The organism is Halorubrum lacusprofundi ATCC 49239 (assembly GCF_000022205.1).
Lineage (GTDB): Archaea > Halobacteriota > Halobacteria > Halobacteriales > Haloferacaceae > Halorubrum > Halorubrum lacusprofundi.
On record NC_012029.1, the window covers coordinates 2467348 to 2484596 of the forward strand.

Annotated in this window: 17 protein-coding genes; 13 read left to right on the forward strand and 4 right to left on the reverse strand. The window is 69.0% G+C overall.

Annotated features, from left to right (window positions below; all coding sequences use genetic code 11):
• Position 1: 1 nt before the first annotated feature.
• Positions 2-457 (forward strand): zinc ribbon domain-containing protein, encoded by a 456-nt coding sequence (locus HLAC_RS12355; protein WP_015911174.1) that lies wholly within the window; start codon positions 2-4, stop codon positions 455-457.
• Here HLAC_RS12355 and HLAC_RS12360 read toward each other — a convergent pair.
• Positions 454-1056, reverse strand: a complete 603-nt coding sequence (locus HLAC_RS12360) for a TetR/AcrR family transcriptional regulator (RefSeq protein WP_015911175.1) — start codon at positions 1054-1056, stop codon at positions 454-456. The two genes, HLAC_RS12355 and HLAC_RS12360, sit on opposite strands and share 4 nt — an antisense overlap.
• A 302-nt stretch (positions 1057-1358) precedes the next feature.
• On the opposite strand from HLAC_RS12360, the gene HLAC_RS12365 reads away from it, so the two are divergent.
• Entirely contained in the window at positions 1359-2816 is a 1458-nt protein-coding gene (locus HLAC_RS12365) for an MATE family efflux transporter (protein WP_015911177.1), read from the forward strand.
• A gap of 20 nt (positions 2817-2836) precedes the next feature.
• Here the strand turns inward: HLAC_RS12365 and HLAC_RS12370 are convergent, their stop codons facing one another.
• Positions 2837-5200 carry a glycoside hydrolase family 32 protein gene (locus HLAC_RS12370; RefSeq protein ID WP_015911178.1) on the reverse strand — a complete coding sequence of 788 codons (2364 nt, stop codon included), beginning with the start codon at positions 5198-5200 and terminating at the stop codon, positions 2837-2839.
• 90 nt (positions 5201-5290) lie between these two features.
• On the opposite strand from HLAC_RS12370, the gene HLAC_RS12375 reads away from it, so the two are divergent.
• The 8 genes from HLAC_RS12375 to HLAC_RS12410 all read left to right on the forward strand — a co-directional run bounded on the left by HLAC_RS12375 (position 5291) and on the right by HLAC_RS12410 (position 11182).
• Positions 5291-5656, forward strand: coding sequence for a HesB/IscA family protein (locus HLAC_RS12375; RefSeq protein ID WP_015911179.1), 366 nt, complete (start codon positions 5291-5293; stop codon positions 5654-5656).
• Positions 5657-5758: 102 nt separating this feature from the next.
• Positions 5759-6004 (forward strand): DUF5816 domain-containing protein, encoded by a 246-nt coding sequence (locus tag HLAC_RS12380; RefSeq protein WP_015911180.1) that lies wholly within the window; start codon positions 5759-5761, stop codon positions 6002-6004.
• A gap of 195 nt (positions 6005-6199) precedes the next feature.
• Entirely contained in the window at positions 6200-6538 is a 339-nt protein-coding gene (locus tag HLAC_RS12385) for a DUF7116 family protein (protein WP_015911181.1), read from the forward strand.
• 78 nt (positions 6539-6616) lie between these two features.
• The gene (locus HLAC_RS12390) at positions 6617-6817 is read left to right on the forward strand and encodes a dodecin (RefSeq protein ID WP_015911182.1); all 201 of its coding nucleotides are present in this window, start codon (positions 6617-6619) and stop codon (positions 6815-6817) included.
• Positions 6818-7008: 191 nt separating this feature from the next.
• Positions 7009-8307, forward strand: a complete 1299-nt coding sequence (locus tag HLAC_RS12395; RefSeq protein WP_015911183.1) for an alanyl-tRNA editing protein — start codon at positions 7009-7011, stop codon at positions 8305-8307.
• The gene (locus HLAC_RS12400) at positions 8304-9296 is read left to right on the forward strand and encodes an AIR synthase family protein (protein WP_015911184.1); all 993 of its coding nucleotides are present in this window, start codon (positions 8304-8306) and stop codon (positions 9294-9296) included. The genes HLAC_RS12395 and HLAC_RS12400 overlap by 4 nt, the downstream gene beginning before the upstream one ends.
• Before the next feature lie 75 nt (positions 9297-9371).
• Positions 9372-10532, forward strand: coding sequence for an acyl-CoA dehydrogenase family protein (locus tag HLAC_RS12405; RefSeq protein WP_015911185.1), 1161 nt, complete (start codon positions 9372-9374; stop codon positions 10530-10532).
• Positions 10529-11182, forward strand: a complete 654-nt coding sequence (locus HLAC_RS12410) for an HAD family hydrolase (protein WP_015911186.1) — start codon at positions 10529-10531, stop codon at positions 11180-11182. Before HLAC_RS12405 ends, HLAC_RS12410 begins: the two co-directional genes overlap by 4 nt.
• 18 nt (positions 11183-11200) lie before the next feature.
• Here HLAC_RS12410 and HLAC_RS12415 read toward each other — a convergent pair whose 3' ends face one another.
• Entirely contained in the window at positions 11201-11524 is a 324-nt protein-coding gene (locus tag HLAC_RS12415; RefSeq protein WP_015911187.1) for a DUF5822 domain-containing protein, read from the reverse strand.
• A gap of 134 nt (positions 11525-11658) precedes the next feature.
• On the opposite strand from HLAC_RS12415, the gene panB reads away from it, so the two are divergent.
• The 3 genes from panB (at position 11659) to HLAC_RS12430 (ending at position 16354) form a co-directional block, all read left to right on the forward strand.
• Positions 11659-12465: a 3-methyl-2-oxobutanoate hydroxymethyltransferase gene (gene panB / locus HLAC_RS12420; protein ID WP_015911188.1), complete on the forward strand. Its 807-nt coding sequence runs from the start codon at positions 11659-11661 to the stop codon at positions 12463-12465.
• A 744-nt stretch (positions 12466-13209) separates the two neighbouring features.
• Entirely contained in the window at positions 13210-15267 is a 2058-nt protein-coding gene (locus HLAC_RS12425) for a DUF460 domain-containing protein (protein ID WP_049933600.1), read from the forward strand.
• A gap of 100 nt (positions 15268-15367) precedes the next feature.
• Positions 15368-16354, forward strand: coding sequence for a tyrosine--tRNA ligase (locus HLAC_RS12430; RefSeq protein WP_015911190.1), 987 nt, complete (start codon positions 15368-15370; stop codon positions 16352-16354).
• Positions 16355-16402: 48 nt separating this feature from the next.
• On the opposite strand, the gene HLAC_RS12435 is transcribed toward HLAC_RS12430, so the two are convergent.
• The gene (locus tag HLAC_RS12435) at positions 16403-17155 is read right to left on the reverse strand and encodes an endonuclease NucS domain-containing protein (protein WP_015911191.1); all 753 of its coding nucleotides are present in this window, start codon (positions 17153-17155) and stop codon (positions 16403-16405) included.
• Positions 17156-17249 lie beyond the last annotated feature (94 nt).

A 17249-nucleotide genomic window follows, 5' to 3' on the forward strand; every position in this document is an offset into this window, starting at 1 on the left:
TATGCAGCGATCGACCTCGCAGAAGCGGCCCTGGCTCGCGGCCCTTCTCGGAGCGCTCGTGACCGGGTTCGGTCACCTCTACCTGCGTCGGTGGCGCCGCGCGGTCGGCTGGCTCGCGGTGCTGTTCGCGGTGAGCTACGTCTTCGTCGAGCCGGCGGCCATCGAAGCGCTCGCGGCCGGGGGGCCGGTCGATCCGCTGAGCATCGCCCCGACCCTGCTCGTGGGCGGCGCCAGCGTCGTCGACGCGTACGTCCTCGCCCGCGCGCAGAACGCGCTCACGCGGACGAGCGGCGCGGCTGAGTCGGCGAAGAATCCGGGAGAGCCGATCGACAGCTGTCCGAACTGCGGCAGGGAGGTCGATCCGGCGCTCGACTTCTGTCACTGGTGTTCGGCCGATCTGCCGGGCGGTGCGGAGGCCAGATCCCGGGGCGGTGAGCCAGAACGGTCGGAACGCTAAGCGTCGCCCTCACGGAGCGTCGCGTCGACGTACTCCGCCGCGGTCGCCCGCGCCCTCTCGTACTCGCCGACGTCGTCGAACACCACCGATCGGGTGCGGGCGCCGTCGACGATCGTCAACAGCGACCGCGTGACGCGGTCGGCGTCGACGTCCGCGAACGCGCCCTCGTCGATGCCGTGGTTGATGACGGCCTTGACCAGGTAACGGACGTACTCGTCGTTCTGGCGGAACCGCTCGGCGAACGCCTCGTTGTAGGGCGCTTGACTCCGCATTTCCAGTAGGGCGACGGACAGGTCCGGGTTCTCCTGCGGCGCGACGAGCAGCTTGTCGAGCAGAACCGTCAGGCGCGCTTCGGGGTCGGTCGTCTCGACCTCGCGGATGGAGGCGACGAACCGGTTCAGGATGTAGTCGAGAAACGCCGCCAGCAGCTCCTCCTTCGTGTCGTAGTGGTAGTGTATCGCGGCGGTCGACTTGCCGTACTCCGCCGCGATCCGCTTGATCGTAAGGTCGGCGTACCCGTACTCGCGGAGCGCGCGGTAGGTCGCCCGCATGATCTCCTCGTCCGCGTCCGAGAAGGTCCGCCCCGATGGTTCGGCCATGTCACGACGGTTCCGGCCACGGGCGAATAACGATTGCGGCCGAGATCGCCGTCCGTCTGCAGTATCTGACCGAGAGATCACCGGTGGAAAACGACTATGACCACCCAAAGACCGTACATGGATATCTACTCCGCCTCCAGAAAGTTTTTGACTAACTAGTTAGTAAGTTCGACAACGACCACGATGGAAGACGGAGCCACAGTGATCTCGAAAGTGACGGTCCGTACCGACAGCGAGCGCGGAGGATCGGGAGTCAGTCTCCCGGTCGACGGGCCGAAAAAGCGCGCGGAGGCGTCCCGCTGATGGGGCTCCTCGACCGCGTCGACGCCCTGTTCAAGGGCCCCGATGAGTTCGACCTCACGTCGGGCGGGATCGCGAAGCCGCTCTTTTTCCTCTCGATGCCGATCGTCGTCACGAACCTCTTTCAGACGGCGTACAACCTCGCGGACACGTTCTGGCTGGGGCAGTACAGCACGGACGCGCTGGCGGCGATCAGCTTCGCGTTCCCGATGGTGTTCCTGCTGATCTCGCTCGGGATGGGGATCTCCGTCGCGGGGAGCGTGCTCGTCGCGCAGTACACCGGCGCGGGCGAGGCCCGGGAGGCGGAGTACGCCGCCTCGCAGACGGTGACGTTCGCGGTGATCGCCTCGGTGGTCCTCGGCGGCGTCGGCTACTTCTTCGTCGGCGAGTTCCTCGAGTTGATGGGCGCGTCGGCGGACGTGTTGCCCCTCGCGGCGAGCTACATGGAGGTCATCTCGCTCGGGCTCGTGGCCATGTTCGGCTTCGCGGTGTTCATCGCGCTCATGCGCGGGTACGGCGACACGATCACCCCCATGCTCGTGATGTTCGGCTCCGTCGTCCTCAACATCGCGCTCGACCCGTTCCTCATCTTCGGCTGGGGGCCGTTCCCCGCGCTTGGGATCGAGGGTGCGGCGATCGCGACCGTGTTCTCTCGGGCGCTGGCGCTTGTCGTCGGGCTGGCGATCATGTTCCGCGGGGTGCGCGGGGTCCGGATCAACGTCGCCGACATGGTCCCCGACGCGAGCTACCTGCGCCGGCTCCTCCGCATCGGCCTGCCGGCCTCGATCGAGGGGACCGGGCGGGCGGTCTCGATGAACCTCCTGCTTTTCATCGTCGCGCTGTTCCCCGACCCGGTCGTCGCCGCCTACGGGATCGGTACGCGGGTGTTCTCCGTGATTTTCCTCCCGGCGATCGCGGTCGCCCGCGGCGTCGAGACGATGACCGGCCAGAACATCGGGTCGGACAAGCCCGACCGGGCCGAACGGGCCGCGAACCTGGCGGCCAAGACGCTATTCGCGGTTCTCTCGGTCGCCGGCGTCGCCGTCTTCCTCGTCCCCGAGCCGATCGTCTCGGTGTTCGTCGGCGCGGATCAGGCCGACGCCGGCCGGGTGGTCGCGGTCGGCTCGCAGTTCCTCCGGATCGTCGCGCTGACCTTCGGCTTCATCGGCATCATGCGCGCGTACACCGGGAGCTTCCGCGGCGCGGGGAAGACGCTCACCGCCGCGGCCATCTCGGTGCTGATGCTCGGCGTCGTCCGGTTCCCGATCGCGTGGGTCGCCGCCGGTCGGATCGGCGAGACCGGCATCTGGCTGTCGTTCGCGGTCTCGAACGTCATCGGTGCCGTCGTCGCGTACGCGTGGTACCGCCGGGGAACCTGGCGGAGCGGCGACCTCACTGACCGGAGCGCCGCCGGCGACGTCGACGAGCCGGTGGTGGCCGCGGAGTCGACGGACGATTGATCGACCGCCGTCTGGACCGCTCAGTCGCCGTCCGTCGGCATCGCCTCGCCGAGTTCCCACGCCGACAGCGACGCGATCTCCGCGCGCCCGCCCTCGGCCCGCGCGGAGACGCCGACCGCGTCGTCGCGGGTCGGGTACACCCGGCTCGTGAGACAGTGGCGACCGTTGGCGTAGATCTCGATCACGGAGCGGTCGAGGAAGACGCGCAGCGAGAGGGGCTCGTCGTAGGGAGGAACCGCCATCGATTGCGCGTCGGCAAACGCGCGCGGGTCTCGGCTCGACGGGGTGCGATCGATCGACAGAGTCCCGTCGCGCGCGTAGCGGATCGGGGTGTGTTCGGCGCGGTCGGGCGTCTCGAACACGGATATCTCGACCGCCTCGGCATCGTCAAGTGCGATCTCTATCTCTATCTCGATCGCCGCACCCGAGACGTCGAGGCGGCGCTGGTCGTCGGGCGCGAGCGCGACCGTTTCGCCGTCGGCGAGCCGCTCGGTCCGGAGGTCGGTCGCCTCGTCGGCCGGACGCTGGCGGAGGTCGCCGTCGGGGGCGGTCTCGATCACCCGGGGGAGCGAGAGCGCGCCCGACCAGCCGGCGTCCCACTGTGCGTCCACGTCGCGGGCCTCGGGGAGCCACCCCCACGTGAGCGAGCGCTCCGTATCAGTCTCATCTTCGGCACCTCGGTTCGAGTCCGAGAGGGACTGCGGCGCGTAGAAGTCGCCGTGGTCGAGCACCCCTTCGGAGTCGACCACGAACTCGCCGTCCTCGACGGTCCCGAGGAAGTAGACGACGTTCTCGTAGTCTGAGACGTGGAGGAGTCGGCGGTCGCCCAGATCGAGCAGTTCGGGGCACTCCCACACCGCGCCGGCGTCCGGCCCACCGGCGAGCAAGGGGCCCTCGTAGGTCCACTCGGTGAGCGTCTCTCCGGTGTACAGCAGGGCCGCGCCGCCGCCGTCGACGAGCCCGGTACCGACGAGGTGGTGCCAGCGCCCGTCCTCGCGCCAGACGTTGTGGTCGCGGAACTCGGCGCGCCAGTGCTCCGTTTCGAGCACGTCGAGGTCGGCCGGCGGCGACTCGATGACTGGGTTCCCCTCGTACTTCTCCCACGACCGGAGGTCGGGGTCGTCAGTCGTCGCGAGACAGGGGAGCTGATCACGGCCGTTTCCGCCGGTGTACAGAAGCGTTGGGGTACCGTCGTCGTCGACCGCACAGCCCGACCAGCAGCCGTCGCGGTCGGGGCCGTCCGGGGAGGGTGAGAGCGCGACCGGCTCGTCGCGCCACGTCACGAGGTCGTCGCTGACGGCGTGGCCCCAGTGGATCGTGTTGTGGAACGGGCCGCCGGGGTTGTACTGGTAGAAGACGTGGTACCGCCCGTCCCATCGGATCAGCCCGTTCGGGTCGTTCAGCCAGTTAGCGGGTGGCGTGAGGTGGTACTTGGGACGGCCGCCGGGGCCGTCCTCGCCGGCGTCATCGATCCGATCGCGGAGCCGGCGCATGTCGTCGGCGTCGGTCGGGCGAGCGGGCGTCCCGTCGTCGACGGCGAGGCTTCGGAGGCAGCCGGCAACGAGGCAGTCGCGCGTCCCGGCAAGCCCCGGGGCGTCGGGATCGTGGACCTCCAGATCGTGGGCGTGATCGTCGATACCCGGCGGATCGGCGAACAAGACGGGCGCGCCGAGTCCGACGACTGCACCCCCCGGCCCGCCGCGCTCGTCGCCCTCCCCGACTCGCCACGAGACCGCCGTCACCTCGTCCGGGATCGCGGTGTCGCCGCGGAGCGTGGAGGCGAGCGGTTCACCGCGCTCGGGGAGCACGCGCTCGTACCGGACCGTCGGGACCGTGCCGCGCTCCCGGACGTGGTGTCGGAGTCCCTCCAGCGACGCCATCGCCGGGTGGTCGGCGTACAGCGACCGCCACAGCACGCCGGTCGGCTCCCCGAGCGAGTCCTCGCCGACCCGGTCGGGCGGGACCGACTCGACGGAGAGGCGGTCGACCGACGCCATCGCGCGGAGCGTCAGGAGGAGACCACCGCCGGCAGCGAGGTATCGATCGATCCCTTCGGCCGCGTCGGCGAGGGGATCGCTCTCGGCGATCGGGGCAGCGCGATGCCACCAGAGCGCGTCGAACCGGCGAAGCGGGTCGGTTCGGGATCTGCGGTCACCGACACCTAGGCCAGGATACGACTCGTCCGGGGACGGGTGGGACGACTCTGCGGACACTTCCGTGGATGATTCCGAGGACGCATCCGAGATCGGTGCGGCGAGATCGTCGAACGCGACTCTCTCGATCGCGATCCCGTCGCGCGCGGCCAGCCAGTCGGCCGCGGCGCGCTGCTCCTCGGAGAAGTCCCCGTCGGTGAGAATCCCGACACGGGACGGCGACGCCGTCATACTCCGGTTCACTCGCTACCGAGTCAAAACCGTATCGCCCGGGCCGCCGGCGCCGGCAGGGTTTTTATCGTTCGGACGAAACATGTTCGCATGAGCACCGAAACGGTCGATACGGGAAGCAACCCGGCGATCGAGGTGACCGCAGACGCCGCGACAGAGGCGCTCTCGCTTTTGGAGGATGAGGGCCTCGACACGGAGGTGGCCGGGCTTCGACTGTTCGTCCAGCAGGGCGGCTGCGCAGGCCTCTCGTACGGGATGCGGTTCGACACGGAACCGGAAGACGACGACCTCGTTGTCGAACACCACGGGCTGCGCGTGTTCGTCGACCCGGCGAGCCGGAACTACATCGGCGGGAGCAAACTCGACTACGAGCACGGCCTGCAGGCCGCCGGCTTCGAGGTCGAGAACCCGAACGTGGTCTCCGAGTGCGGCTGCGGCGAATCGTTCCGAACGTAACCGGGCTGTCGGACCGAGTTCCGAATTGTCCCGGCCGCAACCCGGCCGGCGGTCCTGCGGTCGAGTCATCCTTTTAAACGGTTCCGACCGATACGGACGAGTATGAGTCTTGACGCGTCGACGACGGCCGACGGCGAGCGGGTGTACACCGACCGGACACAGGTCGAGCGGGGCGCCGAGGGCCCCTTCTACGTCGTGTTCGCCGACGCCGACGGGTCCTCGCGGTGGGGGTACCGCTGCGGCAACTGCGGCTCGTTCGACACCGCGATGGACACGATGGGACGGATCCAGTGTACGGAGTGCGGCAACCTTCGGAAGCCGGACGAGTGGGACGCCGCCCACGAGTAGCGGGACGCCCACAAGCGAGCGAGACAGCAGCGAGAGGGTGAGATCGAAGGCGAGAGGTGGTAGAGCAGTCGGAATCGCAGACGGGACCGTGGGCAAAATCGCCGACACGATCACGGCGACACGATCAGGGTTGGGATCGCGGGAAACCGAAATCGTGAGAAAGTTTATCACGGAAGCCGGCCAACGTCGAGGTAGATGGCCACTGCGAGCATCCCACCGACGACGGAGGCCAGAGACGTCTTTCGTGAACTCGGGTACACCGTCTCCGAGGGCGGACAGGAGTTCGTCGCGGAGCGAAAATGGCGGCGTGTGCTCGTAACCGTGTTGTGTATGGAGAACGACGATATCGGTCGGTATCTGGCTGACGGCGGCGACACCCCGCGCCTCCGCTGTTTCGTCACGTGGCGCAACCGGGCGGGAGATCTTCGGGACCGCCTCGTCTCCAAGAAACCACCGTACGACTGGGCGGTGATCGGCATCAACGCCGACGGCAAGGACTTCGCGGTGATGGAAGGCGCACCCGGCAGTCCCTGACCGGTCCCTCGTCCCCATCGCCCTCTTTCGTTCCCATCGCCCCCTTTTATATCGGTGTGTGTCCAACTAGCGCGTGACATGGTGTTTAAGAAAATCACGCTGATCGGGACGAGCGAGGAGAGCTTCGATGCCGCCGCCGACGAGGCGATCGACCGCGCCGAGGACACGCTGGAGAACGTCTACTGGGTGGAGGTAGAGGAGTTCGGCGTCGAACTGAAGGGCGCGGCCGATCGGGAGTATCAGGCGGAAGTCGAGGTCGCGTTCGAGCTCGAAGGCTGAGATCGATCCGCGTCTCGTCGAGCGGCGGTTTCGGTTTTTTAAGTGTTCGTGTGGATCGTGAAGTGTCCAGCCGCTCGTTTATAAGTGATAATTGCAGATCGGCGGTGACCACCTCCAAAGCCGCAGTCGCTCAGTTATAAGTGATCGCCGAGCCGCCCACCTATTTATCCGACCGCCACCACGAACCGCCAATGACTGCGTCACGCGCGCCGGCGGAACCCGAGGTGCGGGAGTTCGAGGCGACGGTCGAATCGGTCGACGACCGGGCGATCGTCCTCGACGAGACGTACTTCTACGCCGAGTCGGGCGGTCAGCCAGCGGATCGGGGAACGATCGACGGGATCCTCCTCGCAGACGTGATCGAGCGCGACGGCCGAGTCGTCCACATCCTCGACCAAGACGCCGAGACGCTTCCCGAGGCCGGCGAGACGGTCTCGGCGGTCGTCGACGACGCGTTCCGGACCTACTGCACCCGCGCGCACACCGCCTCACACGTCCTGTACGGCGCGGCACGCCGGACCTGCGATGACCTCGGCTACGCCGGCTTCGACATCTCGGCGACGAAGGTTCGCGTCGACCTGACGACCGCGGAGCCGCTCGACGACGCGGACCTCGTCGAGTTAGAGCGGCTCGCCAACCGGGCCGTCTGGGACTCGCTCCCGGTGTCGTGGGAGGCGCTCCCCGAGGACGAGGCCCGCGCGGTCGACGGGATCGCGTTCAACACGAAGACCGAGGAGGGTGCCATGAGCGGCAGCGAGGCGGTTCGCGTCGTGACGGTCGGCGAGCGGGGCGGCGAGCGCGACGGGGAACACGGCGGAGAGAACGCGCCGACGTGGGACGTGGCCGCCTGCGGCGGGACCCACGTCCGGAACACGAGCGAGATCGGCCCGATATCCGTGCTCGACCGGTCGAACCCCGGCGAGGGCGTGACCCGCGTGGAGTTCGCGGTGGGGCCGACAGCGATCGACCGCGAGGCCGCGGTCCACGCGGCAGCGCTCGACGCGGCGACGGCCCTCGACGCGCAGATCGGGGACCTCCCGGACGCGGTCGACCGGCTCCGAGAGCGAGCCGACCGGCTCGAAGCCGATCTGCAGGCCGCCACGGCCGACCTGCTCGCCGCGCGCCTGCGCGAGTTCCCGGTCAACAACGTCGACGCCGACGGCGACGATGGCGCGACGTGGGCGGTCGGAACGGTCGACGACGCGGACCCGAACGACCTGCGCGAGCCGGCCCAGCGCGTCCTCGCGGAGGCGGACGCCCCCGACGCGATTGCGGCGGTCGGGACCGGCGACTCGCCGTTCGTAGTCGCCGCGGTCGCGGAGGAGGCGGTCGGTGGGGGAGATGACGACAACGCACCCAATGCCGGCGCAGTCGTGGACGCCGTCACCGACGAGTTCGGCGGCGGAGGCGGCGGCGGCCCGACGTTCGCACAGGGCGGCGGGCTCGACGCCGACCCGGACGCCGTCGTCGCGTGGCTCCGCGACCGATGACCGGCAAGCTCGGTCCCGATGCGCTCGCAGAGGTGCTCGCGGCGACCGGCGCCGACGATGCCGCGGTCGACATGGGGCCCGCCTACGGCGAGGACGCGGCCGCGATCGACTTAGCGGGCACAGAGTCCACCCTCGTCGTCGCCGCGGATCCGCTGTCGCTGGCGGCGGACGCGGTCGGAGAGCTAGCGGTCCACGTCGCCTGCAACGACGTGGCCGCGAGCGGCGCGGACCCGCGGTGGCTCACCCACACGCTCTTTCTCCCCGACGACGACGCGACACGCCGGCGGACAGTCACGCAACAGGTCGACGCGACCGCCCGCGACCTGGGCGTCGCGATCGTCGGCGGTCACACAGAGGTGTTGCCGTCGCTGGAGCGCCCGCTCTGCTCGATGACGGCACTCGGCACCACGGACCGATTCGTGTCGAGCGGCGGAGCCGAGCCGGGCGACCGGCTCCTGCTCACGAAGGGCGCCGGCATCGAGGCGACCGCGATCCTCGCGACCGACTTCCGCGAGGCGTGCGCCGAAGCGGGCGTGTCGGCCGCGACGCTCGACGCGGCCGCGGGCTTCCTCGACGAAGTGAGCGTCGTCCCCGACGCGGCCGCCGTGCGCGACGCCGCGACCGCCATGCACGATCCCACCGAGGGCGGCCTGCTGACCGCGCTGGTCGAGACCGCGAGCGCGAGCGGGACCGTCCTGTCCGTGGAGCGCGACCGGGTCCCGGTTCGACCCGAAACGCGGGCCTGCTGTGACGCGCTCGGCGTCGACCCGCTGGCGACGTTCGGCTCCGGCGCGCTGCTGGCGGCGGTTCCCCCTGAGCGAGTCGACGCGGTGACTGACGCGCTGGCGGCCGCCGGAATCGATGTCGGCGAGATCGGAGAGGTGCGGGCGGTAGACGACAGCGAGGGTTCCGACGACGGACACCTCCTCCTCGACGGCGACCGGATCGACGAAGCGCCGCGCGACGAGCTGTACCCGTTCTGGGAGTAGCGAGCGGAGAAGACGACGCGCGGGCCCCCACCCCCGATCGCTCACCTTTTTCCGTGTGAGATCGAACCGGAAGGCATGACTGGCGCACGCGTCGGCTCGTCGCTCACCGACGAACAGGAGGCGATTCGCGACCTCGTCCGCGAGTTCGCGGCCGAGGAGGTCCGGCCCGGGGCCGGCGAGGCCGACGAGGCCGAGTCGTTCCCGGAGGAGGTGTGGGACGGGCTCGCCGAACTCGACCTGACCGGGCTGACGGTCCCGGAGGAGTACGGCGGCTTCGACGCCGACGAGACGACCTACGCGGTCGTCAACGAGGAGCTCGCGTACGGCCACCTCGCGGTCGCGACCGCGCTCTCCGTCCACTGTCTCGCTACCTCCTGTATCGCCGAGTTCGGCAGCGAGGCCCAACGGGAACGCTGGCTCCCGGAGATGGCGGCCGAGGGGCGACCCGTCGGGATGTTCTGTCTCTCCGAGCCGCACGCCGGGTCGAACCCGGCGGAGATGTCGACGACCGCGGAGTACGACCCGGAAGCCGACGAGTACGTCCTCAACGGTGAGAAGCAGTGGATCACGAACGGGCAGCGGGGCGGCGTCGCGATCGTCTTCGCGAAGACCGACGGCGACGATGAGCGGTCGATCACCCAGTTCCTCGTCCCCGCCGACACCGAGGGGTTCGCAGTCGGCAAGAAGGAGGAGAAGCTCGGTCTGCGCGCCTCGGACACGACCGGCATCTCCTTCGACGACTGTCGGATCCCGGCCGAAAACCGGCTCACTGAGGAGGGGAAGGGGCTCTCGGCCGCCTTCCGGACGCTCACCGGCGGCCGGATCGGAATCGCGTCGCAGGCGGTCGGACTCGCGCAGGCGGCCTTCGACGAGGCGAAGGCGTACGCCGCGGAGCGCGAGCAGTTCGGCGGGCCGATCGACGACATCCAGACGATCCAGCACACGTTCGCGGAGATGGCGACTGACATCTCGGCGGCCCGCCTGCTCGTCCGCGAGGCGTGTCGGCAGGCGGAGGCGGGAGAGGACAACCGCGTCGCGGCCTCGAAGGCGAAGTACCGAGCCAGCGAAACCGCGATGTCGGTGACCAACGAGGCCGTCCAGATCCACGGCGGCTACGGCTACACGACCGATTTCGACGTCGAGCGGTTCTACCGGGACGCGAAGATCACGGAGATCTACGAGGGGACGACGGAGATTCAAAAGACGATCATCGCTCGGGGGGTGTTGGGCAAATGACGGCGGACGACGGGCGAACGGTCGAGACAGGCGGAGACGCCCCCAAAAGCGCCGCCGGTACCGTCCCGAGCGTCGACCGACCGATCGACCTCGCCGCGTACGACGCCGTCGTCTACGATCTGGACGGCACCCTCGTCGAGCTCGCGGTCGACTGGGGCGCGGTCGCGGAGTCGGTCCTCGAGGTGTACGCCGAGCACGCGATGATACCCCCGACCGACGAGCTGTGGGGTCTGCTCGAAGCCGCCGGGGACTACGGGATCCGCGACCCGGTCGAGGAGGCCATCGCGGTTCACGAGCGGTCCGGCGCGCGCGAATCGGTGTTGCTCCCGCTCGGTGGGCGGCTGATCGAGAGCGTCGAAGACGGTCGAGAGAGCCCCCCTGCGGGCGTCTGTTCCCTCAACTGCGAAGAGGCCTGCCGGGTCGCCGTAGAAACCCACGGGCTCGGCGACGCGCTCGACCCGGACGCGATCGTCGGGCGCGACACGGTCGACACGCACAAGCCGGACCCGGAGTCAGTGCTCGCGGCGGTCGAGCGGCTCGGCGCCGACCCGGCGCGAGCGTTGTTCGTCGGCGACTCGCGACGCGACGCCGTGGCGGCGAAACGCGCGGGCGTCCCGTTCGCGTGGGCGGCGGATCTGATCGATCGGTAAGTCCGGTCGGTCAGCGAGTCAGGCGTCTCCGGCGTCCTCGTCGACCTTCTCAGCGCCTCCAGGGTCGTCGGCGGCATCGGGATCGTCGTCCGCCTCCGCCACCCCACCGTCGCCGGCGTCGGTACGTCGCGCGTAGACCGCGACGGCGACGGCGGTGGCGAACCAGATCGGAGCGCCGACCCGGACGGCGAAGGCCGCGCGGGCCGGCCACGAGTCGAGGGTGACGAACACGGAGAGGACGGCGACGACCGGCGCGCCCACGAGGATGGTGACGACGAACGTCGTCTGCATCACCCAAGCGTAGTCGATTCCCTCGTACTCGGCCCGCTCGACAGGTTGCACGACGAGCCCTCGGTGGCGGACGTGCAAATCGGTGACGGTCCACGCGAGCGGCAGAAGGGAGCTTCGAGGGCCGAGAGACGACCGAACTTCCGGATTCCGGCCATTTTAACCGGTCGCCCGGGTGTGTTCGAGGTATGACCACGACGCGGGGACTCCGGGATAGCGACGAGCCGATCACGATGCTGACCGCCTACGACGCCCCGACAGCGGCGGTCGTCGACGAGGCCGGGATCGACATCGTCCTCGTCGGCGACAGCATGGGCAACGCCGCCTTGGGCTACGACTCGACGCTACCCGTAACGTTCGAGGAGGTCGCGAGCCGGACCGCGGCGGTCGCCCGCGCGACCGAGGACGCGCTGGTCGTCGCCGACATGCCCTTCCTCTCGTTCGGCGTCGACGAGGCGGAGTCGGTGCGCAACGCGGGGCGACTCTTAAAGGAAGCCGACGCCGACGCGGTGAAGATCGAGAGCGGTCCGCACACCGTCGAGATGACGCGGCGGATGACCGACATCGGGATCCCGGTGATGGCGCATCTCGGGCTGACGCCCCAACACGTCAACCGACTCGGCGGGTACACCCGACAGGGAACCGATCAGGCCGCCGCCGAGGAGATCATCGACCTCGCCGGCGAGCACGTCGAGGCCGGCGCGTTCGCGCTCGTGTTGGAGCACGTCCCCGCGAACCTCGCGGGCGCGGTGACGGAGGCGCTGGAGATTCCGACGATCGGTATCGGCGCCGGCTCGGACTGTGACGGACAGGTGCTCGTGATCAACGACGTCGTCGGTCTGGGGGAGTGGTCGCCACCCTTTGCCCGGCAGTTCGGCGACGTGCGCGGCGAGATGCTCGACGCCGTCGAGGCGTACAAGGAGGCGGTGACGGGCGGCGAGTTCCCGGCCGAGGAACACTCGCACGTCGAGGAGGACCTCGACGACCTGTACTGATAGGGATTCTCGTCGAAATTCATAGCTTCGAGACGACCGGCGCCGCTCAAACGCTTGGCAGGGGACGCGTTCCGGATCGATCCGGTCAGTACGGACACGGCGACGATCGATGCCGGGAGTGAATCTCGCACGGTGGTAGAGCGGTTGTTTATACGTGATCGAGTGGTGTTGCTGTCGGATGTTTATACGTGATCGACGGCTCTGGGGTGACGGCCTCCAAAGCCCCAGCCGCTCGCTTATAAATAGCTGACCGGAGATCGACGGCGAGGACCTCCAAAGCCCCAGCCGTGAGGCGTCCAGACACTCGCTGCGCTCCTCGTCACTCGTTCGACTCGTTCCTGCGGTGCTTGCGTCGTCTCTGGGCGCCTCACGGTTGCCCCTTTGAGTCCCGCCCCGCACAGCGACCGCAGCCTCACGCCTCCCCAGCCTCGTCGCTGGCGGCGATCGCCGCCAGCGACTCCCTCGCGCGTGCTACTCGGCCGCGAGGCGGCCTCGCAGGCACGCGCCAACCGCATTCATTTATAAATGGCCGTCGCTCAACCTCTCGTTTAAATATGCTCTCGTCGCCACCGATCTGCAATACCCACTCCCGTCATCGATCAGAGAACACGCTCGGTGGCCGACCGCTTCGAACGAGAATCCGCTCGAAGAATCGGATTCCAACGGCACTACCGAGCCGGAGCTAGCGCCGAAACCGCCACACCCGGCGTGGGGTATATACGCTCCAACGGCCTACGTGAATACGTGACAACCCGGACCATCCGCGCCCGCGACCGGCCGGTGTTCGGCGTCGACGTCCACAGCGGCGACGTCCGCGGCGACGACCCCTCCTACGCCCTCGTGATCTTGGATCCCGTCGACGACGACGATCCGGACGCGCCCGACACGGACGAGCCGATGGCGCGGGTGACCCGCGACGTGGTGTCGTTCCGGAAGCTCTGCCGATTGATCGACGACCGCAAACCGCTGTACGTCGCCACCGACAACGCCTACGAGCTGGCGGCGAACAAAAACGATCTCGTGGGCTTCCTCCGATCGCTTCCCGACGGCACGCGGCTGGTGCAGGTGACCGGCGCGGAGCGCCCGGAGCCGCTCTCGCGGGTCGCCTCCAGACACGGGATCCCGTACGGGAAAGAGCCGATGAAGGAGGCTGAGGCGTCGGCCCGGCTCGCGGCCGCCAACGTCGGCCACGAGGTGACCGCCTTCACCGACGAGACGCAGGTGAAGGTGTCCCGCGGGCGCTCGACCGGGAAGGGCGGCTGGAGTCAGGACCGCTACACCCGGCGGATCCACGGGAACGTCCGGAAGCGGACCCGACAGGTCCAGTCGAAGCTGAAGGAGGCGAACCTCGACTTCGAGCGCGACGTGACCGAGAAGTACGGCGGCTACGCGAACGCGACGTTCGCGGTCGAAGCGCGCCCGGAGGACATCCCGGTGTCGAACTCGCGGGCGGGCGACGTGCGCGTCGAGGTCGAGCGCGAGCGCCGCGACGGGATCGAGTACGAGCCGCTCGTGAAGCGACGCGACCGGGTGATCGTCGGGATCGATCCGGGGACGACCACCGCGGCCGCCGTGGTCGGGCTCGACGGCACCGTCCACGCCCTCTACTCTTCGCGAACGTCCGACACGGCCGACGTGACGGAGTGGATCATCGAGCAGGGCCGCCCGATCATCGTCGCCGCCGACGTGGAGCCGATGCCGGAGACCGTCGAGAAGTTCCGGCGTTCGTTCGACGCCGCGGGCTGGCGACCGACCACGGACCTGCCCGTCGACGAGAAACTCCATCGGACCCGCGAGACCAACTACGACAACGATCACGAGCGCGACGCGCTGGCGGCCGCGCTGTACGCCTACGACGACCACGAGGACCAGTTCGAGCGCATCGCGGCGAAGACCCCGCCTCGGCTCGACCGCGAGGCGGTGATCGCGGGCGTCGTCGCGGGCGGGTCATCCGTCGAGGCCGTCATCGAGGGGCTGAGCGAGGACGACGGGAGCGGCGGTGGTGACGGGGGTGGCGACGGCGGCGCGGAGGAGACGGACCCCACCGAGCCCGAGCGCACCGAAGAGGAGGAGACGATCCGGCGGCTCCGCGAGCGCGTCGGCCGGCTGGAGTCGCACGCGGAGTCGCTGGAAGCGGACCTCACAGAGCGCGACGAGCGGATCGCGGAGCTAGAGGGCGAACTGGAGGAGGCGAGGCGGGAAGAGCGGATCGAGGCGCGGAGCCGGCGGGCGGTGTCGCGGCTCGAACGCGAGACGGACCGGCTGCAGCGCGAGCGCGACGAGGCCAGAGAGCGGGCGGACGAATTAGAGGGGAAAGTGGAGACGCTGAAAGAGCTGTGGCGGCTCGATCACTCCAACTTCGGGGACGTGGCCGCGGATCAGGGGCTCGCGAGCGTGAAAGTCGTCGAGCAGTTCACGCTCGACGCGCTGGAGGCCGCAGATGAAGCGTATGGCCTCGTCGCCGGCGACGTGGTGTACCTTCGGGACGCTTCCGGAGCGGGACGGCGGACCGCAGAGCGACTGGCGGAGACGGAACCGCGGGCAGTGATCCGCGACGGGAACCTCTCGGAGGTGGCCGACCAGGTGCTCTTCGACCACAACGTGCCGGTCCTCCCGGCCGACGCGGTCCCGGTGCGCGAGGTCGACGAACTGGCGGTTGCGAGCGAGGAGGCCGTGGCGGCCGCCGTCGACGACTGGGAGCGACGAGCCGAACGCCGGCGAAAGGACGAGAAACAGGAGCACCTCGACCGGATCATCTCGGAGCATCGAGCGGGGCGGACGCTACCGGAGACCGAAGAGTAGTCCGGCGGGGCCGACGGCGGACCCCTTCCATCGAGACCCCCTCGCCATCCGTCCGCACGCATCCAGAAGTCATATGTCCGACAACCGCACAGTCGGGAGTATGGATGCCTACGAGCGGATCACCCGGAACGCGGCCGAGGTGGTCACCGAGGAGGAGATCGAGGCTATGGCCGACGACCCCGACGGGAAGCGGGCGTACGTCGGCTACGAGCCCTCGGGCGTCCTCCACATCGGGCACATGCTCACCGCGAACAAGCTCATCGACCTCCAAGAGGCCGGGTTCGAGGTGACGGTGCTGCTCGCCGACGTACACGCGTATCTCAACGACAAGGGGTCGTTCGAGGAGATCCGCCACACGGCCGAGCGGATGCGCGACCAGTTCATCGCCTACGGGCTCGACGAGTCGAACACGCAGTTCGTGCTCGGCTCCGACTTCCAGCTCGACGACGACTACACGCTGGATCTCCACTCACTGGAGTTAGAGACGACGCTCGCGCGGGCCGAGCGCGCGATGGCCGAGATCACCTCCGGCGACTCCGTGAAGGTGTCGCAGGCGGTGTACCCCCTGATGCAGGCGCTCGACATTCCGTACCTCGGCGTCGACCTCGCGGTCGGCGGGATGGAGCAGCGGAAGGTCCACATGCTCGCGCGCGACGTGCTTCCGAGCATCGACCGCGAACCGCCGACGAGCCTCCACACCCCGCTCATCGCCGATCTGGGCACTGGCCGCGGGAAGATGTCCTCCAGCGAGGGCGTCACCATCTCGATGGAGGACTCCCGCGAGGATATCGAGTCGAAGGTGAACGACGCGTACTGCCCGCGGACGGCCGACCCCGAGCCGACCGACGACGGCCAGTCGCGGGAGAACCCCGTTCTGCAGGTGTTCGAGTACCACGTGTTCCCGCGGTTCGACACCGTCGTCGTCGAGCGCCCCGAGGAGTACGGCGGCGACTTGGAGTACGACAGCTACGACGCCTTAGAGGCGGAGCTGGAGTCGGGCGAACTCCACCCCGCCGACGCGAAGGGGGCGCTCGCGGAGTACCTCAACCGGCTGATCGCGCCGGGGCGCGAGCAGCTCGCGGAGTAGGCGGCTTCGCTTCGGTCGATTCGTCTCGGTCGGTTTTTCTCGCCGTTTCTACTCGCTCGCCGTGTGGCCCTCGTACTCACAGCTCCCGTCCAGACAGCCGCGGCCGGCGGCCGTCTCGAAGACGGGGAGCCCGCAGTCGCACTCGTCGACGACGACGCCGGAAGGGATCGAAAAGGTGGTCTCACAGCCCGGGCGGTTCTCGCAGGCGAGGTAGACGCGACCGGGCGCGGACTGGACGGTGAGGTCGCCCTCGCAGTCCGGGCAGCCCCAGACGCGGTCGAACCGGTCGCTGACGGCGGCTTCCATCGGGTCGCACGCGGGGTCGAGACAGAGGTGGAACGGCTCGCCGCGCTCGATCCGGATCTTCGGAAGCTCGCAGTCCTCGCAGACCCCGTCGGTGACGCTCGCACCGGCGGGGAGTCCCCAGCGAGTCTCGCAGTCGAGACAGACCACGTCGCCCCGCGAGCGCACGAGTACCCCACCGTCCTCCGGGCAGGTGCCGACCGGGAATCCGGCTTCGGTAACCGGGAGCGCGCGGCTGGCGGTCGCCTCCTCGGCGACGACTCGGAGCCGGCGGGTGCCGTCGCGGGCGGTGATAGAGAAGCCGTCTCCGTCGCCCTCAACGACGACCGAGTCGGGACGGGTGAGCCACGCGACCGGCTGGTAGCCGTCGGCGTCGTGCACGAGGGTGGTGTCGTCGGGCTTGATCAGGACGACGACGCGCCCCCGGTGGGTCCGAGAGCGGTCGCCGCGTTCGGTCACTCGGCAGTCGCCTGCGAACACGCGGAGTCGTTCGGGCATGTCGCGGGGTTGCCCCGTTCTCCGATTTAAGCATGGGCGGTGAGGCCGAACCGCGAGCGACCGGCTCGCGATCTTCGGATGGGGAATTGTGTGT

Excerpts from the sequence above, each read along its gene's own strand:
- HLAC_RS12355 (WP_015911174.1), top strand. The coding sequence starts at position 2 with ATGCAGCGATCGACCTCGCAGAAGCGGCCCTGGCTCGCGGCCCTTCTC.
- HLAC_RS12360 (WP_015911175.1), bottom strand. The coding sequence starts at position 1,056 with ATGGCCGAACCATCGGGGCGGACCTTCTCGGACGCGGACGAGGAGATC.
- HLAC_RS12365 (WP_015911177.1), top strand. The coding sequence starts at position 1,359 with ATGGGGCTCCTCGACCGCGTCGACGCCCTGTTCAAGGGCCCCGATGAG.
- HLAC_RS12370 (WP_015911178.1), bottom strand. The coding sequence starts at position 5,200 with ATGACGGCGTCGCCGTCCCGTGTCGGGATTCTCACCGACGGGGACTTC.
- HLAC_RS12375 (WP_015911179.1), top strand. The coding sequence starts at position 5,291 with ATGAGCACCGAAACGGTCGATACGGGAAGCAACCCGGCGATCGAGGTG.
- HLAC_RS12380 (WP_015911180.1), top strand. The coding sequence starts at position 5,759 with ATGAGTCTTGACGCGTCGACGACGGCCGACGGCGAGCGGGTGTACACC.
- HLAC_RS12385 (WP_015911181.1), top strand. The coding sequence starts at position 6,200 with ATGGCCACTGCGAGCATCCCACCGACGACGGAGGCCAGAGACGTCTTT.
- HLAC_RS12390 (WP_015911182.1), top strand. The coding sequence starts at position 6,617 with ATGGTGTTTAAGAAAATCACGCTGATCGGGACGAGCGAGGAGAGCTTC.
- HLAC_RS12395 (WP_015911183.1), top strand. The coding sequence starts at position 7,009 with ATGACTGCGTCACGCGCGCCGGCGGAACCCGAGGTGCGGGAGTTCGAG.
- HLAC_RS12400 (WP_015911184.1), top strand. The coding sequence starts at position 8,304 with ATGACCGGCAAGCTCGGTCCCGATGCGCTCGCAGAGGTGCTCGCGGCG.
- HLAC_RS12405 (WP_015911185.1), top strand. The coding sequence starts at position 9,372 with ATGACTGGCGCACGCGTCGGCTCGTCGCTCACCGACGAACAGGAGGCG.
- HLAC_RS12410 (WP_015911186.1), top strand. The coding sequence starts at position 10,529 with ATGACGGCGGACGACGGGCGAACGGTCGAGACAGGCGGAGACGCCCCC.
- panB (WP_015911188.1), top strand. The coding sequence starts at position 11,659 with ATGACCACGACGCGGGGACTCCGGGATAGCGACGAGCCGATCACGATG.
- HLAC_RS12430 (WP_015911190.1), top strand. The coding sequence starts at position 15,368 with ATGGATGCCTACGAGCGGATCACCCGGAACGCGGCCGAGGTGGTCACC.
- HLAC_RS12435 (WP_015911191.1), bottom strand. The coding sequence starts at position 17,155 with ATGCCCGAACGACTCCGCGTGTTCGCAGGCGACTGCCGAGTGACCGAA.